We start from the raw sequence: 16,448 nt of genomic DNA, 5'->3' as shown, positions 1-16,448 counted from the left end.
CTCGATGCCAGTCCGGTGAACGCGATCTGGACCGCACCCGGAGTTCATCCGAGCGCCCCCAAACGTTCCCTACCAGGACAAACGCTCGTATCCCGTCTGGGTACCGGGGCCTCGCGCGAGTGCCCTCGCCGCCCCGGCGGAGTGGAAAAAGTCAGCCTAGAACACGCCCCGCGAGCCGTCGACGCGGGGGTTGTCCATAGGGCTTGTCACCGCGAACCCGCACGGAACAACAACGCCGTATCCCCGAATTCGTGCCAGAGATAACCGGAGTCGAGCGCCGCCCGGTCCGCGGCCCGCACGGTCCCCGCCCCCGCCACCGATTCCAGCAGATGCAGATGCGAAGCCCCCGGCGCATGCCACCCGGTAATGAGCCCGTCCACCGCGCGCGCCGGGCGGCAGCCGTCCAACACCAGATCCGTCCAGCCCGCTGCCGCCCGCACCGATCCGTCTGCATCGGTGGCGGATTCGAGCGCCCGGGTCACCGTCGTCCCCACCGCCACCACCCGCCCACCGGCCGCATGGGTCGCATTCACCAGCCGCGCCGTCATCTCCGGCACCTCGAACCGCTCCGGACTCGGCGGCTCCCCCGCCTCCGGCGACGACACCCCGGTATGCAACGTGATCGGCGCCAACCCCACCCCACCCGCCACCAACTCGGTAACCAGCGCCTCGGTGAAAGGCCGCCCCGCACTGGGCATCTCCGCACTGCCCGGCCGCAAACCGAAAACAGTGCGGTAGTACGAGGCCGACCAGCGCTCGGGCACATAGGAATACGTAATGGGCCGCCCGTGCCGAACAAGCAGCTCCGCCACCACCGAATCAGGCGCGGCCGCACCGATGCCCCACCGGCCGCCACCACCGCTGGTCATCGCCCCGCCCGCGGGGCGCGCAGGCGACGGCGGCGGGTTCGAGGGGCGCGGCGGTTCGATGTTCGCGACCCAGAGGCGGTTCGAGCGAGACAGCCACGGGTTGCGCAGCTGCGCGCGGACGCCGTCCGGAAGCTCCACCGTGGCATCGTGTTCCGGTGCCGGGCCGGCCCACGGCGTTCCTCCGGGGTCACGTATTTCGACCACCCACTCGCCGCTGTCCAGGCGGGTCGAGAAGTGCAGGACGGCGGGCCGGTCGCGGTAGCGCGCGTCGACGGCGGCCGAGAGCATGGCGGAGTTGTTGACCACCACCAGGTCGCCGGGGCGTAGGTAGGCCGGCAATTCGCGAAACCGGGCGTGTGTCACGGTCCCGCCGTCGCACACCAGCATTCGCACCTCGTCGCGCGCCAGCCCGCGTGCCTCCGGCGGACGGGTCGCCGACAACTCCTCCGGCAGCGTGAATTCGATTCGCTCGAGTTCGATCGTCATCACGCCGCCGTTCCGGTGACGGCCATCGGCGGCGCCTCGTAATTCATCGGCACGTGCGTTTCGAACGGCCGGGCAGCCCGGAATGCCAAGGGCAGCGCAGAGCCTCGACGTCGCCGATGCGCTGTCATGACGTCACTCCGAGTGCCGAGGCAATGTATCTGCCGCTGGGCGGGCGGGTTTCGAGGAGGTGGAGGAGGGCGGGGACGACGGTTTCCGGGTCCGGGCGGTCGGAGATGTCTTCGCCGGGGAAGGCTGCCTGGTGCATTTCGGTGCGCATGTCGCCGGGGTCGAAGGCGTAGATGCGGAGGTGTGGTTGTTCGGCGGCCAGCACATTGGTGAGCTGATCGAGTGCGGCTTTGGATGCGCCGTAGCCGCCCCAGCCTTCGTAGGCGCCGAGGGCGGCGTCGGAGCTGATGTTCACGACGGTGCCGCCGGTGGCTCGGAGGGTGGGGAGGGTGGCTTGCAATACCGCCAGTGGTGCAACGACATTCGTCTCGAGGACGGTTACCAGGTCGGCGAGGGGATACCGCTCCAGCGGGGGCAGCGGGCTCGGGCCGAGAGCGCTGGCGTTGTTGACCACGAGGTCCAGGCGGCCGGTGCCGGCTATGCGGGCGAGTTCGGCGCGATGCCCGGGGTCTGCGATGTCTCCGGTCAGGGCGGTCGCGCCGGTGTCGGCGCGTACCTGTTCCAGGCGCTCGCCGCCGCGGGCGGTGATGATCAAATCCCAGCCGCGGGCCGCCAGCGCGAGGGCGAGCGCCCGGCCGAAACCGGCTGATGCCCCGGTGATCAGGGCTCTGCTGTTCGCTGTCATGTTCCCAGCGTGAAACCTGAACCTCACTTCAGGTCAAGCGATTCGCGGCGGTTCCGCCCAGAGCGAATCGCCCCGACCCCACGGCGGGGCGATTCGCCCCGTGCTCACGCGTTCTCGCGGGCGAACCCGCGCGCTCCGATCACCATCAGGACCAGCGCCAGCGCCAGCGTGACGGCGGTACCCACGTACACGTCCGAACCGCTGAACTCGCCACGGAAGAAGGCCCGGGCCGCATCCACGGTGTGCGAGAGCGGGTTCGCCTTGGCGATGTTCTGCAACCAGGCCGGCCCGACCGTCATCGGCAGCAGGATGCCGGACAGCAGCATGACCGGCACGGATACCGAGTTCAGCACCGAGGCCAGGGTGCCTTCCTCTTTCGCCCACAGGCCCAGCGCATAGGACGCCGAAGCCAGTCCGGCCGCCATCACCGAGATGAGCAGGACCGCGAGCACCAGGCCCAGGGGATCCGGGCGTAATCCGAAGGCCGCCATGGCCACGCCGACCAGCACCAGCGCCTGCACCACGAGCAGGGTCATGTCCTTGAGCACCCGGCCCAGCAGCAGCGCGCCCCGGGAAGCGGGCGTGACGCGCTGACGTTCGATGACGCCCGCCCGCGCTTCGGAGACGATGGCGAAACCGGCGAACAGCGAACCGAACAGGGCGATCTGGATGACCAGCGCCGGCGTGAGGATCTTGTAGGAGTCGCCCGAGCCCAGCGCCGGGGAGATGCCCTTGACCAAGGGGCCGAACAACACCAGGTACAGGATCGGCTGCATCAAGCCGATGATCACCCAGACCGGATTGCGCAGGTTGGCGCGCAGCTGCGCCCAATAGATCAGCCCGGTTTCCCGCAGGAAAGTCATGACCGGTCTCCTTCCCGGAGCGAACGCCCCGTGAGCGTGAGGAACACGTCGTCGAGGCTGGGACGTTTGACGGTGAGCGCGCCCGGCCGGATACCGCGCTCGCCGAGAGCGGCCAGCAGCGGAACCACCGCGGCGTCACCGTGTTCCACGGTCAGATGCACGAGCGCCTTTCCGGCATGGCCGTTCTCGTGCCCTTCGGTGCGCAGCCGCTGCCGCACCTCGAGCACCTCCGACGCCACGTCCATGGCGAGATCCGCACTGCTGGCCTCGATTTCGAGGCTGATCACATCGCCGGAGATGCGCCGTTTCAGCTCGTCCGGCGAGCCGGTGGCCACGATGCCGCCGTGATCCATCACCAGGATGCGATCGCACAGCGCGTCGGCTTCCTCGAGATAGTGCGTGGTCAGCACGACGGTCGTGCCCTCGTCGCGCAGCCGCCGGATGTGCTCCCACAGGTTGGCGCGGCTCTGCGGATCGAGTCCGGTGGTCGGCTCGTCCAAATAGATGAGCGTCGGCCGGTGCACCAGCCCGAGCGCGATATCGACGCGCCGGCGCTGACCACCGGAGAGCTGCCCGCACTTGCGGCGCTCCAGGCCGTCGAGTTCGAGCGCCTCGAGCAGTTCCCCCGAACTCGCCGTGGCATCGGCCTTCGACAGACCGAAAAGCCGTGCCTGCAAAATCAATTCGTCCTCGACCAGCTCCAGTTCGTTGGTCGATCCGCCCTGCGGAACGTAACCGATGCGCGAGCGCACCGTCCGAGCCTGGGTGCGCAGGTCCGCACCGACGACGGTGGCTTCCCCCGCGGTGGGTTGCAGCAGGGTCGAGATCATCCGCAGGGTGGTGGTCTTGCCCGCGCCGTTGGGCCCGAGCAGACCGATGATCTCACCGTAGTGAACGTCGAAGTCGATACCGGTAACCGCTTGCACGGCACCGGTTTTGGCGGTGAACGTACGCGCGAGTCCGCGAACCCGGATGACCGGATCGGTGGGCTGATCGCGCACGACTGAAGTCGTTTCCACCTCACTTACGGTAGAAACGACTTTTCAAATAGTCAAGCTTGACTATTAAAACTTGATTACCGAACCGGCGGCGGCACCACCGAGCTGCCCATGGTCCCCGACCACACGTCCAATTCCCCCGCTTCGATGCGTCCCAGGGTCCGGCGCGTCCACTCCAGATCCGCCCGCAGATGGTCGGCCTGCAGCCGCATGGCATCGGCCACGTGATGCGGTTCGATCTCCGCGGGATCGCCGCTGCCCGCCAGAATCCGCTCCTGCTCGCGCTCCAGGAACAGCAGATCCGCCTCGAACTTCAGCAGCCGCGCCCGCAGCGCGGCCACCACATCCGCCTTCGGCGCGGACGGAAACAGCGCCACCGGAACCACATACGGATGCTTGACCTGCTCGGCCGAGAACAGCGCCGTTCGCAGCATCTCCCCGAATTCCTTCTCCCCCTCCGCGGTCAGCCGATAGGTGACGCGCTCAGGCCGCGCCCCGTCCCGCTCGGTGCCCTCGGCGCTGATCAGGCCATCGCGCTGCAAGGTGTTCAAGGCCCCGTACACCGAACCGGGCTTGATGTTCGCCCAGTCCTCGGCATGCCACGACAGCAGTTCGCGGCGGACGTCGTACCCGTGCACCGGTTGCAGCAGTCGCACCACCGCCAGCACCAGCAATCGCGTTGTAGGAACAGCCATATTCGCAGGCTACGCGGCGGCCGGGGCGAATCCGGCAGGGGTGCGCCGGGCCCGGAAAACACACGAGCCGCCCGGAGAGGACACCGGGCGGCTCGGAGGAAGCAGCGGTCAGGCCGCGCGCTGTTGCGCGAGAGCCTTGGGCTGCGTGGTCTTTTCGACCTCGTCGAAGCCGGGGCGGCCGGTGCCGATGAAGGCGATCAGCCAGGAGAAGACGGCGGCGAAGCGATTACGGAAGCCCACCAGGTAGAACAGGTGGACGGCCAGCCAGATGAACCAGGCGATGGTGCCGCGGAAGGTGACCTTCTCGGTCAGCTTGGTGACCGCGGCGAACCGGCTGATCACCGCCATGGAACCCTTGTCCCAGTACTCGAATTCGGTGGCCGCCCGCTTCTTGCCGCGAATGATGTCGGCGACGTGGCGGCCCTCCTGCATGGCCACCGGCGACTGGCCCGGGTAGCCCTTGAGCGAGGTCATATCGCCGATGGCGTAGATGTCGGCGTGCCCGCCCACGGTGCAGTCCGGATTGATGAGCAGCCGTCCGGCACGGTCGGTTTCGCAGCCGGTGGCCTCGGCCAGGATCTCGGCGAAACCGCCGGCCTGCACGCCCGCCGACCACACCACGGTCTCGGCGGCGACGCCGCGCTCCACGCCGTCCTTGCTCTTGACGGTGACCTTGCCGGCCTCGATATCGGTGACGAAGGTGTCGACCAGCACCTCCACGCCGCTCTTCTCCAGCGAGCGCTTCGCGTACTCCGACAGCCCGCCGCCGAACGGGGGCAGCACCACGCCCGCGCCCTCGACCAGGGTGACGGTGTCCTCCAGGTGGTAGTGGCGCTTGGCGAGTTCCTTGAGCTGGCCCGCCACCTCGACGCCGGTCGCGCCCGCGCCCACCACGACGAAACTCAAAAGCCGACGCCGGGTTTCCGGGTCGGCGGTCTTGGCCTCGGTGAAGACTCGATCGATCTGCGCGCGTAGTCGTCTGGCGTCGTCGATGGTCTTGAGCGAATAGGTCTTGTCCGCGAAATCGTCACGCCCGAAATAGGACTGGCTGGCGCCGGTGGCGGCGATGAGCGAGCCGTAGCGGATCTTGCGGAGCCCCTCGGGGGTCTCGTAGGTCAGTACCGCGTTCTCCGCGTCGAGGGCGACGGCCTTGCCGACGCGGGCCTCGCCGTGCTCGTGATGCTTGACGATATCGGCGATGGAAGGGGCGATCTCGTGGGAGGCCAGCACACCCGTCGCTACTTGATACAGCAGGGGCTGGAAAAGATGCTCGGGGGTGGCGGAGATCAGGACATAGCCGACCCCCGACTTGTTCAATTGCTTCGCGGCAGCGAGCCCGCCGAAGCCCGAACCTACGATGACGACCTCTGCGGTTTCGATTCCCGCATCCACGTGTTGCATGACAGCTCCCTTCTGTCATGACTAACCGTGATTCGGAACGCGAATGTTCCAGGGGTCAGGGCGCATAATCAAGATGACTCTTATCTAGCTTGATCATGAATGGGAGAGGTGCCGTGGAGCTGCGCCAACTGGCCTACTTCGTAGCGGTCTGCGAGGAGCTCAGCTTCAGCCGTGCCGCCAATCGCTGCTACATATCGCAATCGGCGATCAGTCATCAGATCGCCAGACTCGAACGCGACTTGGGGATACCCCTCTTCGAGCGCTCCACCCGCTCGGTCGTACCCACCGACGCGACCACCCGGCTACTTCCGCTTGCGAAGCAAATGCTGAGCCTGGAATCGGCCATTCGCGCAGCTGTACGGGCTTCCGGACCACGGATTCGCCTGGCAGCCAATATGAGCTTCGCAACAAGATCGCTCTCGGCCATCGCCGGAGCACGCGAGGCGCATCCCGGCGCGGAGATCGAATTCGTCATCAAGCCCTTCCGCCAGCGCATACAGGCGGTGGCGGACGGTGACTGTGATCTTGCTCTCATCCGGGGCAGCGTGGATCAGCCCGGGCTGGTGGTGGAGAAGCTCTGGGTGGAGGACTTGGTCATCGCCACCTCCACCGCGCATCCGCTCGCCGGGCGCGAGAATGTGACGCTGTCGGAGCTGAGCGCGTACCCGCTGCTGCTGCCGCCGGAGTCGGATCAGGTGCTGTTGCACAACGTGGTGCGGGCCGCGTTCGCGGATCTGCCGACCGGTCCTTCCTTCGGGCCGCCGATTCCCCTGGACCACACCGCGACCATGGAGCTGATCAACCGGCCCGACGCGTGGACCATCCTCTACGCCGACAGTCAGACCGAGGGCATCGCCACCCTGCACCTGGCCGGAAACCCGCTGCGCGTCCCCGTTTCCGCGGTGCTGCGCGCCGACGCCCGCCGCTCCCCCATCCTCGACACCCTCCTGGCGGCCCTGCACTGCTCCTAGCTTCACCCCGCGGACCGGACAATTGGGGCAGCGCGGCTGCGGTGCGGGACCTACGCTGACACTCGTGAGCCAGGAGAACATGCGGGCCTCCGATGCCGACCGCGAGCAGATCATCACCAAACTGCGGACGGCCATGGACGAGGGCAGGATCAGCCTGCACGAATTCGACGAGCGCCTGCAGCAGGTGTACGCGGCCAAGACCTACGGCGAACTGGTGCCGGTGCTGTCCGACCTGCCCGCGCAACGCAATTCGCGCCCCGGGGCGCCCGCGAAGAAGGGCGGCATTCCCACCTGGGTGATCATCATGTGGATCCCGTGGGTGTTCGTGAACCTGCTGGTGCTGGCCATCTATCTGGCCACCGGCGCGGGCTACTTCTGGCCGTTCTGGGTCGAAGTGCCGTGGGGCCTGGCGCTTCTCATCCCCACGACCATCGGCATCGTCGTCAACCGCGACAAATAACCGGGGCTAGGCCAGCGCCGCCGCCACCGCCAGATGGAGCCGGAGATCCTCCGGCTCTTCGTCTTCCACCGCCCACACGACCTCTTCCATGGCGCGCATGAAGGCCCAGGCGCGCGCCCGGTCCGCGGCGACCCCGAGCGCGGCGGCCGTGCGCTCGACCACGGCGCGTGCGTGTTCCGGCTCCGGGGCGCTCTGCACCTGGATCATCACCAGGAATCCCGCGTCGAACGCCGCCTCGCCCAGATACCCCTTCGGGTCGATGAGCAGCCACGGTTCCCGCTCCGCCGCAACGATATTGCCCAGATGGGTGTCCCGGTTCACCACCAGCAGCGGTCCGTCCGGCACCGCCAGTTCCGCGCAGCGCTCCAGCGCCCGCTCGCGCAATCGCTCCGGAAGATGCTCGGCCACAACGGCTTCCGGTTCGGTGAACATCTCCACCCATTCCGCCACCATCCCCGCGGCGGGCGGCAGCGGCGGCAATCCGTCCGGCAGCGTCCCGGGCTCCCGCCGCAGCCGCCGGTACAGCACACAGGCCTGCTCGACCTTCCCGATGTGCTCCGCCCGCCCCTCCAGACTCGGAAACCCCGGCTGATACAGCAATTCCGTCCCCGGCCGCGCCCACTCCAGCAGCATGGCGTGGCTCTCGGCATCGAACTCGAACAACCGCACCGCACCGTCCCCGCCGTAACAGTGCAACGCCGCCGCTTCCCCCAGATTCTCCGGATCCACCACCGGAACCTTCAGCACCGCGACCGACCCATCGGCCCGCTCCACCGGCGCCACGAACGAATGCGTCCCACCCCCGAACGCCTTACCGATGACCCGCAACCCCCAAGCCCCGCACCGCTCTTCGATCACCCCCGGCAGCTCCGCCAGCCACCGCCGTCCCCGCTCCTCGAACACCTCGGCAATATTCTCGGCGACATCCTCCGGCAGCAGATTCGGCATGCGACCACCCTATCCAGCCGCCTCCGGCGCATTCGTCTCGTGCACCGTCCGCCATCGATAGGTCCGCCCGTCGGTCACGATCACCGCCGTCACCCACCGCTTCACCCGCGCCTCCCCCAGCACGTTCTCCGCCGCGAACCGCACCACGATCAGGTTCCCGCTCCGCGCGATCTCCTGGATCTCCGACACCTCGATCTCCATGCCCGGCTGCGCATTCCGCGCCGACCACAACCCCGCCAGCAAGGTCTCCCGATCGACGGCCTGCCCGGTGGTCACCACCGACGTGAACTGCTCGTCCAGGGCCACGGAAATCCGGTCGAACACCTTGGGCAACGCATCGGAGCCCAGCCATTCGGCGAGGTCCCAGTGCAACGCGGCGACCACATCCGGCAGGTCGGGATTCGAAGGCATACCGGCAATCTAGAGGGCGGTAGCCGAATTCGGACACACGAGCCCGGACAAGATCGTGGCGGATGCTGCCGGAAACGCCGATGACCCCCGGCCGTTCCCGGCCGGGGGTCATCGAATGTACTACTGCCGCAACGGCGAGGCTCTTAACCCTTGTGGGCCTTGACCGCCTCGGTCAGCTGCGGGGCGACGTTGAACAGGTCGCCGACGATGCCGTAGTCGCTGATCTCGAAGATCGGGGCTTCTTCGTCCTTGTTGACGGCCACGATGGTCTTCGAGGTCTGCATGCCGGCGCGGTGCTGGATGGCGCCGGAGATGCCGAGGGCGATGTACAGCTGGGGGGAGACCGTCTTGCCGGTCTGGCCCACCTGGAACTGGCCCGGGTAGTAGCCGGAGTCGACGGCGGCGCGGGAAGCGCCGACGGCGGCACCGAGGGCGTCGGCCAGCGGCTCGACGACCTTGCCGAAGTTGTCGGCCGAGCCGACGCCGCGGCCACCGGAGACCACGATGGCGGCCTCGGTGAGCTCGGGGCGGTCGCCGCCGACGTTCGCCTCACGGGAGACGACCTTGACGACGCCCTCTTCCTGGGCGGGCAGCTCGACGGCGACCTTCTCGCCGGCCGCGGCCTGCGGGGCGGCCTCGATGGCGCCGGGGCGCACCGAGATGACCGGGACGTCGCCGGTGGCCTTGGCATCGACGGTGAACGCGCCACCGAAGATGGAGTGCTGGGCCGAGCCGTCGGCGTTCACCGCGATGACGTCGATGAGCAGACCGGAACCGATGCGGGCGGCCAGGCGACCCGACACCTCCTTGCCCTCCGCGGTGGCGGCGACCAGGATCGCGGCCGGGGCGGCGGACTCGGACAGGCCGGCGAGGACGTCGACCTTCGGGGTCACCAGGAAGCCCTCGGCGTCGTCGGACTCGGCGACGTAGATCTTCTCGGCGCCGGCGGCGGCCAGCGCGTCACCCAGCTTGTCGGCGGTGCCGGGGGCGGCGACCACGACGGCGGCCGGGGTGCCCAGCGAGCGGGCGGCGGTGAGGAGTTCGGTGGTGACCTTCTTGGGGGCACCTTCGGCGTGCTCCACGAGCACGAGTACTTCTGCCATTGTTCTTTCTCCTGAAGTTCGTTCGGCTCGGGGGCTTTAGATGATCTTCTGACCGACGAGGTAGGTGGCGATCTGGTTGCCGCCCTCGCCCTCGTCGACGATCTTCTCGCCCGCCGTGCGCGCCGGCTTCGGGGTCACACCGGTCACCTGGGTGCCGGCGTTCGCAACGCCCACGGTCTCCGGGTCCACGCCCAGGTCGGCCAGGGTGAAGGTCTGAACTTCCTTCTTCTTGGCGGCCATGATGCCCTTGAAGGACGGGAAGCGCGGCTCGTTGATCTTCTCGGTGACCGAGACGATGGCCGGGAGGGTGGCCTCGAGCTTGAAGACGCCTTCGTCGGTCTCCCGCTCGCCGGCGATGCGCTCACCGTCGACGGTGAGCTTGCGCAGGTGGGTCAGCTGCGGCAGACCCAGGTACTCGGCCACGATGGCCGGCACCGCACCGGCGCGACCGTCGGTGGCCTCGTTGCCCGCGATGACCAGCTCGACGCCCTCGATCTGGCCGAGAGCGGCGGCCAGGATGTAGGCGGTCTGCACGGCATCGGAGCCGTGGATGGCGTCATCCTTGATGTGGATGGCCTTGTCGGCGCCCATGGACAGCGCCTTCCGGATGGCCTCGGTGGCACGCTCCGGACCGGCGGCCAGCACGGTGACCTCGCCGCCCTGCGCCTCCTTGATCAACAGCGCCTCCTCGACGGCGCGCTCGTTGATCTCATCCAGGATGGCGTCGGCGGCCTCGCGGTCGAGGGTGTAGTCACCGCTGGTCAGCTTGCGCTCGGACCAGGTATCGGGAACCTGCTTGATCAGTACGACGATGTTCGGCATTGGTCTTCGTCGACCTCCTGTTCTGGTGGCACTGGGTGTGGCGGTCGCACGATGGTTGGCCGTACGTCCACATGTAGCTCGTTCGGGAGATTACCCTACGTTAAGTTACTCGTGGGTAACTTAGCGTGTGATGTTCTCCATGGCCTGATCCGGTGGTCGCTGTGATATGGCTAACCGCTAACGTCGGAGCCATGAGCGAGGCCGTGACACCAGTCGAAAACCCTGCCGATCCCCTGCCTTTGACCGGCGAGCGGACGGTGCCCGGCATCCCCGAGGAGAACTACTGGTTCCGCCGCCACGAGATCGCCTACACCGAACTGCTCGAGCAGTGCCGCGACAAGGTCGTACTGGAGGCCGGCAGCGGAGAAGGCTACGGCGCCAACATGATTGCCGGGGTCGCCGCCAAGGTGATCGGCCTGGACTACGACGACAGCGCGGTCGCGCACGTGCGCGCCAAGTACCCGCGGGTCGAGATGATCCAGGGCAATCTCGCGGACCTGCCGCTGGAGCCCGGCTCCGTCGACATCGTGGTGAATTTCCAAGTCATCGAACACCTTTGGGATCAGGCCCAGTTCCTGCGCGAATGCCTGCGGGTACTGAAGCCGGGCGGCAAGCTGCTGATCAGCACGCCCAACCGGATCACCTTCTCCCCCGGCCGCGACACGCCGTTGAACCCCTTCCACACCAGGGAACTCAATGCCGCCGAGATGGACGAACTGCTTGTCGAGGCCGGTTTCCAGGTCGAGCTGATGGCGGGCATCTTCCACGGCCCGGGCGTGGTCGCGCTGGACGAGAAGTGGGGCGGGTCCATCATCGACGCGCAGATCGAGCGCGCACTGAAGGGTGAGCCGTGGCCCGCCGACCTGGCCGCCGATGTGGCCGCGGTGCGCACCGAGGACTTCCTGCTGCTGGCCGACAAGGACGCCGATATCGACGCCAGCCTCGACCTGGTCGCCATCGCGGTGAAGCCGTGAGCCCGAAAGACGCTGTCCCGGGCCAGTTCACGCTGGTCCTGCACTCGCATCTGCCGTGGCTGGCCCATCACGGGCGCTGGCCGGTGGGTGAGGAATGGCTGTACCAGTCCTGGGCGGCCTCCTACCTGCCCGTGGCGAAGGTGCTGAGAACCCTTGCGGCCGAGGGTCGTTCGCATCTACTGAGCCTGGGCATCACGCCGGTACTGGCGGCGCAGCTGGACGATCCGCATTCGCTGCGCGGTATGCATCACTGGCTGGGCAATTGGAAGCTGCGCGCCGACGAAGCCTCCATGGCGGGCAATACCGCCCTCGGCGCGCACGAACACCGGCTCGCCACCGAAGCTTTGGCCGATTTCGAAGAACGCTGGATGCACGGCGCGTCGCCGGTGTGGCGTTCGCTGATCGATGCCGAGGCCATCGAATTGCTCGGCGGTCCGCTGGCGCATCCGTTCCAGCCGCTGCTCGATCAGCGCCTGCGCGCCTACCAGCTGAGCGAGGGCCTGGCCGACGCGCAGCACCGCTGGGGGCACACCCCGGTCGGCATCTGGGCGCCGGAATGCGGTTTCACACCCGGTATGGAGAAGGACTACCAAGCCGCGGGCATCGGGCATTTCATGACCGACGGTCCCGCCCTGCGCGGCGACACCACCCTCGGCCGTCCCGTGTGGGACTCGGACGTGGTGGCCTTCGGGCGCGATCTCACGGTGAGCTACCGCGTCTGGTCACCCAAATCCGGCTACCCGGGTCAGCCCTACTACCGTGATTTTCATCACTACGATCACGCCACCGGGCTCAAGCCCGCGCGGGTCACCGGCAAGACCGTCGCCGGGCCCGACAAAGCGCCATACGATCCGGAACTCGCTGCGGCGGCCGTCACACGCGATGTCGAGGACTTCGTGGCGACCGTGCGGGAACGGCTCCTCACCGAGTCCGCGCGCATCGGCCGGCCCGCGCTCGTGGTGGCCGCGTTCGACACCGAACTGTTCGGCCACTGGTGGCACGAGGGCCCGCAATGGCTCGAGCAGGTGCTGCGCGCGCTGCCCGAAGCCGGCGTCACCGTCGGCACGCTCGCCGATGCCCGGGCCCGCGGCTACGTGGGCGAACCCGTCGAATTGGCCGATTCCTCATGGGGTTCGGGCAAGGACTGGCGGGTGTGGGCCGGGGACCAGGTGGCCGATCTGGTCGAGCTCAACGCCGACATCGTCCGGCACACCCTCGACACCCTGGACAAGGCCCGGGTGGACGCCGACGGCCTGCGCGATCCGGTCGCCGACCAGTTGCTGCGCGAGGCCATCCTGACCATCTCCAGCGACTGGGCGTTCATGGTCTCCAAGGATTCGGCGGCCGGCTACGCACGCGACCGCGCCCATGAACACGCGCACGCCGTGCGCGAACTCGCAGCCGCCTTGACGAGCGGGCAACTCGCCAAAGCACGGCAGTTGGCGGCAGGATGGAACGCGGCCGACGGACTCTTCCCCGCGCTCGACGCGCGCAGGCTCGGCCCTGCCCCAGAAGGACCCTAATGAAGATTTTGATGGTGTCGTGGGAGTACCCACCCGTCGTTGTCGGCGGATTGGGCCGCCATGTGCACCACCTGGCGGTCGAACTCGCCACCGCCGGGCACGAGGTCGTGGTGCTGGCGCGCCGGCCCATGGGCACCGACGCCACCACCCACCCGACGCACTCCTTCATCGAGGAGGGCGTGCTCGTGGTCGCCGTCGCCGAGGACCCGCCGGCCTTCGACTTCGGCGAGGACATGCTGGCGTGGACGCTGGCCATGGGGCACGCCATGGTGCGCGCCGGGATCGCCCTGGACAAGCCGGGCATCGGCGAGGGCTGGGCGCCCGATGTGGTGCACGCGCACGACTGGCTGGTCGCGCACCCCGCCATCACGCTGGCCGAGTACTACGACGTGCCGCTGGTTTCCACCATTCACGCCACCGAGGCCGGGCGGCACAGCGGCTGGGTGTCCGGGCGGGTGAACCGTCAGGTGCATTCGGTGGAGTGGTGGCTGGCGCACGAGTCCGATGCGCTCATCACCTGCTCGGAGTCGATGAAGGACGAGGTCGAGCGGCTGTATCACCCGGAGCGGGTGCCGATCACGGTGATTCGCAATGGCATCGACGTGGGGTCGTGGACGTTCCGGGAGCGCGCGCCGCGTTCGGGCCCGCCGCGGCTGCTGTACGTCGGGCGACTGGAATACGAGAAGGGCATCCAGGACGCCATCGCCGCGCTGCCGCGCATCCGGAAGGCGCATCCCGGAACGACTTTGACCGTCGCGGGCATCGGCACCCAGTTCGATTGGCTGCGGGAGCGGGCGCGGGCGCACCGGGTCGCGCGGGCAGTGAATTTCGTCGGGCGGCTCGATCACACCGATCTGCTGGGCTGGCTGCACAGCGCCGACGCGATCGTGCTGCCCAGCCGGTACGAGCCGTTCGGCATCGTGGCCCTGGAAGCCGCCGCCGCGGGCACCCCGCTGGTCACCTCGAACGCGGGCGGTCTCGGTGATCTGGTCACCGACGGCGTCACCGGTCGCTCGTTCGAACCGGCCGATGTGAGCGGCGTGGCCGAAGCGGTCTGCGCAGTGCTCGACGATCCCGCCGCCGCGCAGGATCGCGCCTGGTCCGCGCGCGAACGGCTGACCGCCGACTTCGCCTGGGACGTGGTGGCGCAGGAGACCGCGCTGGTCTACCAGTCCGCCAAGCGCCGGGTGCGCACCCCGATCGGGCGGCCGGTGATCGCGGAACGGCCACTGCCGGAACGGGATCCGAACCAGCCGTACTGACTCCGACACGCCGGGACCGCTCGGAATCACCGGGACACCCTTTTGCCTTGAATTAGAACGTGTTCTAATTCAAGGCGTGACAGGGCAGGTGTCCGGGCAGGTCGATCCGGCGTTCCAGGGCGTACGCGAGGTGTTCGAGGCGAGTTTCGCCGACGGGCAGAATCTGGGCGCGGGCGTCGCGGTGTACGTCGACGGCGAACCGGTGGTGGATCTGTGGGGCGGTGTCGCCGATCCGCACACGGGCCGGGCCTGGGAACGTGAGACGCCCGTCGTCGCCTTCTCGTGCACCAAGGCGATCACCGCGACCGCGGCCCTGCGGGTGATGGCCGACGCGGGTCTCTCCGCCGAGGCTCCGGTGTCGTCCTGGTGGCCCGAATATGCCTGCGCCGGAAAGGAATCCACCACGACGGCGGATTTCTTCACACACCGCGCGGGCCTGCCGGTCATCGATCGCACCGTCACCGCCGCCGAGGCCGCCGATCCGGAACTCATGGCGAAATACCTGGCCGCGCAATCGCCACTGTGGGAGCCCGGCACCCGGCACGGCTATCACGCGCTCACCTACGGCTGGCTCACCGGCGAGATCGTGCGGCGGCACACCGGCCTGTCCGTCGGCGACTACACCCGCCGCCACCTCTCCCCCGACCTGCATGTCGGCGCACCGGCCGCACTGTTGGAACAGATTGCGCGACTGAGCTTTCCGCCCCTCGAAGAGCAGAAGTGGACGGGCGATCCCGCGCCGATCGACGCCGCCAGCGTCGGCCGGATGGTCGCGGCCTTCCGCGATCCGGAATCGCTGATCATGCGCTCGGCCACCAATCCGCGAACCGCGTTCGGCAAGCCGGAGGTGGTCACCGGCGGCTGGCCCGCCGTCGGACTGGTCGCCACACCGCGCGCCCTGGCATCGTTCTACCGCGACCTCATCGCCGGAAAACTCCTGCCGGAGCCGATCCTGCATGATGCGATCCGCGAACGGGTACGCGGCGTCGACGAAGTGCTCGGCAACATCTCCGCCTACGGCCTCGGCTACACCCGGGCCTCCCACAACATGATCGTCCCGGAAGCCGCCCGCCCCAACGCTTTCGGGCATCCGGGCGCAGGCGGATCGATCGGCCTCGGGGATATCGAGAATCGGGTGGCGTTCGCGTTCATCCCGAACCTGCGCCGCGATTGGCTGGCCGGAGACCGGCGCGCGTACCAACTCCTCGAAGCCGTCTACGCGGCCCTCTGACCAGTTAGTTTGCCACACCCTAGCCTTGCGAGCCGCACCCGGACAGGGCCGTGGTGGAGCCGTGACCGAATCCGAATTCCAACCCGGGAACACCGATTTCGACGCCGTCTACCGTGGTGACGGCCCCGGTGGACGCCCGCGCGGGCGGTGCCGTCATTGACCGCCGATGAGCTGCGTGCGGGTTTCGCCGAGGGCTGGGTGGCAGAAGCGCTCGCCGAGACCGAGTTTCGGGTGCGGCTGCCCGTCGGGCCGGGCCCCGTCGACGTGCCCGGCTGGCTGGCCCGGTTCCGCCGTGTGTGAGGGTGCGCCGGGCACGGCCAGTTCGTGTTCGATAGCCTTTGCGGCGTAATGCATTCCGGTGATGCGCAGCCGCTCGATGCGGCGCATCACCGTTTCCATGCCGTAGGCCAGGACGACCTCGGCCATTCCGATCCGGTCCCGGCGTTCGCGGTCGGCGATCCGGGCGGTGTGCTGACTGTTCATGGCGGCCCCCAACAGAGATCCGGGCTGCTCCCGGTGGCGCTGATCTCCGCGGTAAGGATACCGTGCTGCACGTGCATCGGCACGTGCAAGATTTCAGCGGGTGCGACGTAATGGGTTGTGGCACACTCTGGTACGCG

The 16,448-nt window shown here is 68.2% G+C and carries 17 protein-coding genes; 6 read left to right on the top strand and 11 right to left on the bottom strand.

The features are described 5' to 3' along the window. Window positions 1-206 precede the first annotated feature (206 nt). The 6 genes from NY1_RS11520 to NY1_RS11495 form a co-directional block, all read right to left on the bottom strand. A complete protein-coding gene (locus tag NY1_RS11520; RefSeq protein ID WP_067711035.1) occupies window positions 207-1,355 on the bottom strand; it encodes an S-adenosylmethionine:tRNA ribosyltransferase-isomerase in 1,149 nt (382 codons plus the stop codon). A 124-nt stretch (window positions 1,356-1,479) separates the two neighbouring features. After that, a complete protein-coding gene (locus tag NY1_RS11515) occupies window positions 1,480-2,166 on the bottom strand; it encodes an SDR family NAD(P)-dependent oxidoreductase (protein ID WP_067711034.1) in 687 nt (228 codons plus the stop codon). A 104-nt stretch (window positions 2,167-2,270) separates the two neighbouring features. Beyond that, on the bottom strand, window positions 2,271-3,029 hold the full coding sequence (locus NY1_RS11510; RefSeq protein ID WP_067711032.1) for an ABC transporter permease: 759 nt from the start codon (window positions 3,027-3,029) through the stop codon (window positions 2,271-2,273). Next, window positions 3,026-4,048: an ABC transporter ATP-binding protein gene (locus NY1_RS11505; RefSeq protein ID WP_084534867.1), complete on the bottom strand. Its 1,023-nt coding sequence runs from the start codon at window positions 4,046-4,048 to the stop codon at window positions 3,026-3,028. The genes NY1_RS11510 and NY1_RS11505 overlap by 4 nt, the downstream gene beginning before the upstream one ends. Window positions 4,049-4,104: 56 nt before the next feature. Beyond that, complete coding sequence (locus tag NY1_RS11500; RefSeq protein WP_067711025.1) at window positions 4,105-4,722, bottom strand: PadR family transcriptional regulator; 618 nt, start codon at window positions 4,720-4,722, stop codon at window positions 4,105-4,107. A 108-nt stretch (window positions 4,723-4,830) separates the two neighbouring features. Further along, on the bottom strand, window positions 4,831-6,123 hold the full coding sequence (locus tag NY1_RS11495; RefSeq protein ID WP_067711023.1) for an NAD(P)/FAD-dependent oxidoreductase: 1,293 nt from the start codon (window positions 6,121-6,123) through the stop codon (window positions 4,831-4,833). 113 nt (window positions 6,124-6,236) lie between these two features. Between NY1_RS11495 and NY1_RS11490 the strand changes: the two genes are divergently transcribed. Next, the gene (locus NY1_RS11490) at window positions 6,237-7,094 is read left to right on the top strand and encodes a LysR family transcriptional regulator (RefSeq protein WP_067711021.1); all 858 of its coding nucleotides are present in this window, start codon (window positions 6,237-6,239) and stop codon (window positions 7,092-7,094) included. 64 nt (window positions 7,095-7,158) lie between these two features. Next, on the top strand, window positions 7,159-7,554 hold the full coding sequence (locus tag NY1_RS11485) for a DUF1707 domain-containing protein (protein WP_067711017.1): 396 nt from the start codon (window positions 7,159-7,161) through the stop codon (window positions 7,552-7,554). A gap of 6 nt (window positions 7,555-7,560) precedes the next feature. On the opposite strand, the gene NY1_RS11480 is transcribed toward NY1_RS11485, so the two are convergent. From NY1_RS11480 to NY1_RS11465, 4 genes are all read right to left on the bottom strand, one after another. After that, window positions 7,561-8,502, bottom strand: a complete 942-nt coding sequence (locus NY1_RS11480) for an aminoglycoside phosphotransferase family protein (RefSeq protein WP_067711015.1) — start codon at window positions 8,500-8,502, stop codon at window positions 7,561-7,563. Between the two features lie 9 nt (window positions 8,503-8,511). Further along, a complete protein-coding gene (locus NY1_RS11475; RefSeq protein WP_067711013.1) occupies window positions 8,512-8,913 on the bottom strand; it encodes a hypothetical protein in 402 nt (133 codons plus the stop codon). Between the two features lie 143 nt (window positions 8,914-9,056). Beyond that, on the bottom strand, window positions 9,057-10,016 hold the full coding sequence (locus NY1_RS11470) for an electron transfer flavoprotein subunit alpha/FixB family protein (RefSeq protein ID WP_067711011.1): 960 nt from the start codon (window positions 10,014-10,016) through the stop codon (window positions 9,057-9,059). Between the two features lie 36 nt (window positions 10,017-10,052). Continuing rightward, window positions 10,053-10,838, bottom strand: coding sequence for an electron transfer flavoprotein subunit beta/FixA family protein (locus NY1_RS11465; RefSeq protein ID WP_067711009.1), 786 nt, complete (start codon window positions 10,836-10,838; stop codon window positions 10,053-10,055). 191 nt (window positions 10,839-11,029) lie between these two features. Here NY1_RS11465 and NY1_RS11460 point away from each other — a divergent pair, with 191 nt between their 5' ends. The 4 genes from NY1_RS11460 to NY1_RS11445 all read left to right on the top strand — a co-directional run bounded on the left by NY1_RS11460 (window position 11,030) and on the right by NY1_RS11445 (window position 15,828). Then, window positions 11,030-11,812, top strand: a complete 783-nt coding sequence (locus tag NY1_RS11460; RefSeq protein ID WP_067711007.1) for a class I SAM-dependent methyltransferase — start codon at window positions 11,030-11,032, stop codon at window positions 11,810-11,812. Then, entirely contained in the window at window positions 11,809-13,335 is a 1,527-nt protein-coding gene (locus tag NY1_RS11455) for a 1,4-alpha-glucan branching protein domain-containing protein (protein ID WP_067711005.1), read from the top strand. Before NY1_RS11460 ends, NY1_RS11455 begins: the two co-directional genes overlap by 4 nt. Further along, window positions 13,335-14,597: a glycosyltransferase family 4 protein gene (locus NY1_RS11450; RefSeq protein WP_067711003.1), complete on the top strand. Its 1,263-nt coding sequence runs from the start codon at window positions 13,335-13,337 to the stop codon at window positions 14,595-14,597. Before NY1_RS11455 ends, NY1_RS11450 begins: the two co-directional genes overlap by 1 nt. Window positions 14,598-14,673: 76 nt before the next feature. Next, window positions 14,674-15,828 carry a serine hydrolase domain-containing protein gene (locus NY1_RS11445; RefSeq protein WP_067711001.1) on the top strand — a complete coding sequence of 385 codons (1,155 nt, stop codon included), beginning with the start codon at window positions 14,674-14,676 and terminating at the stop codon, window positions 15,826-15,828. 153 nt (window positions 15,829-15,981) lie between these two features. Here NY1_RS11445 and NY1_RS11440 read toward each other — a convergent pair whose 3' ends face one another. Further along, entirely contained in the window at window positions 15,982-16,311 is a 330-nt protein-coding gene (locus NY1_RS11440) for a hypothetical protein (protein ID WP_067711000.1), read from the bottom strand. Between the last annotated feature and the right edge of the window lie 137 nt (window positions 16,312-16,448).

It is taken from the genome of Nocardia yamanashiensis NBRC 100130 (genome assembly GCF_001613325.1).
In the GTDB taxonomy this organism is placed as follows: domain Bacteria; phylum Actinomycetota; class Actinomycetes; order Mycobacteriales; family Mycobacteriaceae; genus Nocardia; species Nocardia yamanashiensis.
Note: the sequence above shows the minus strand (reverse complement) of the source record. Positions and strands in the feature narration are given on the sequence as shown.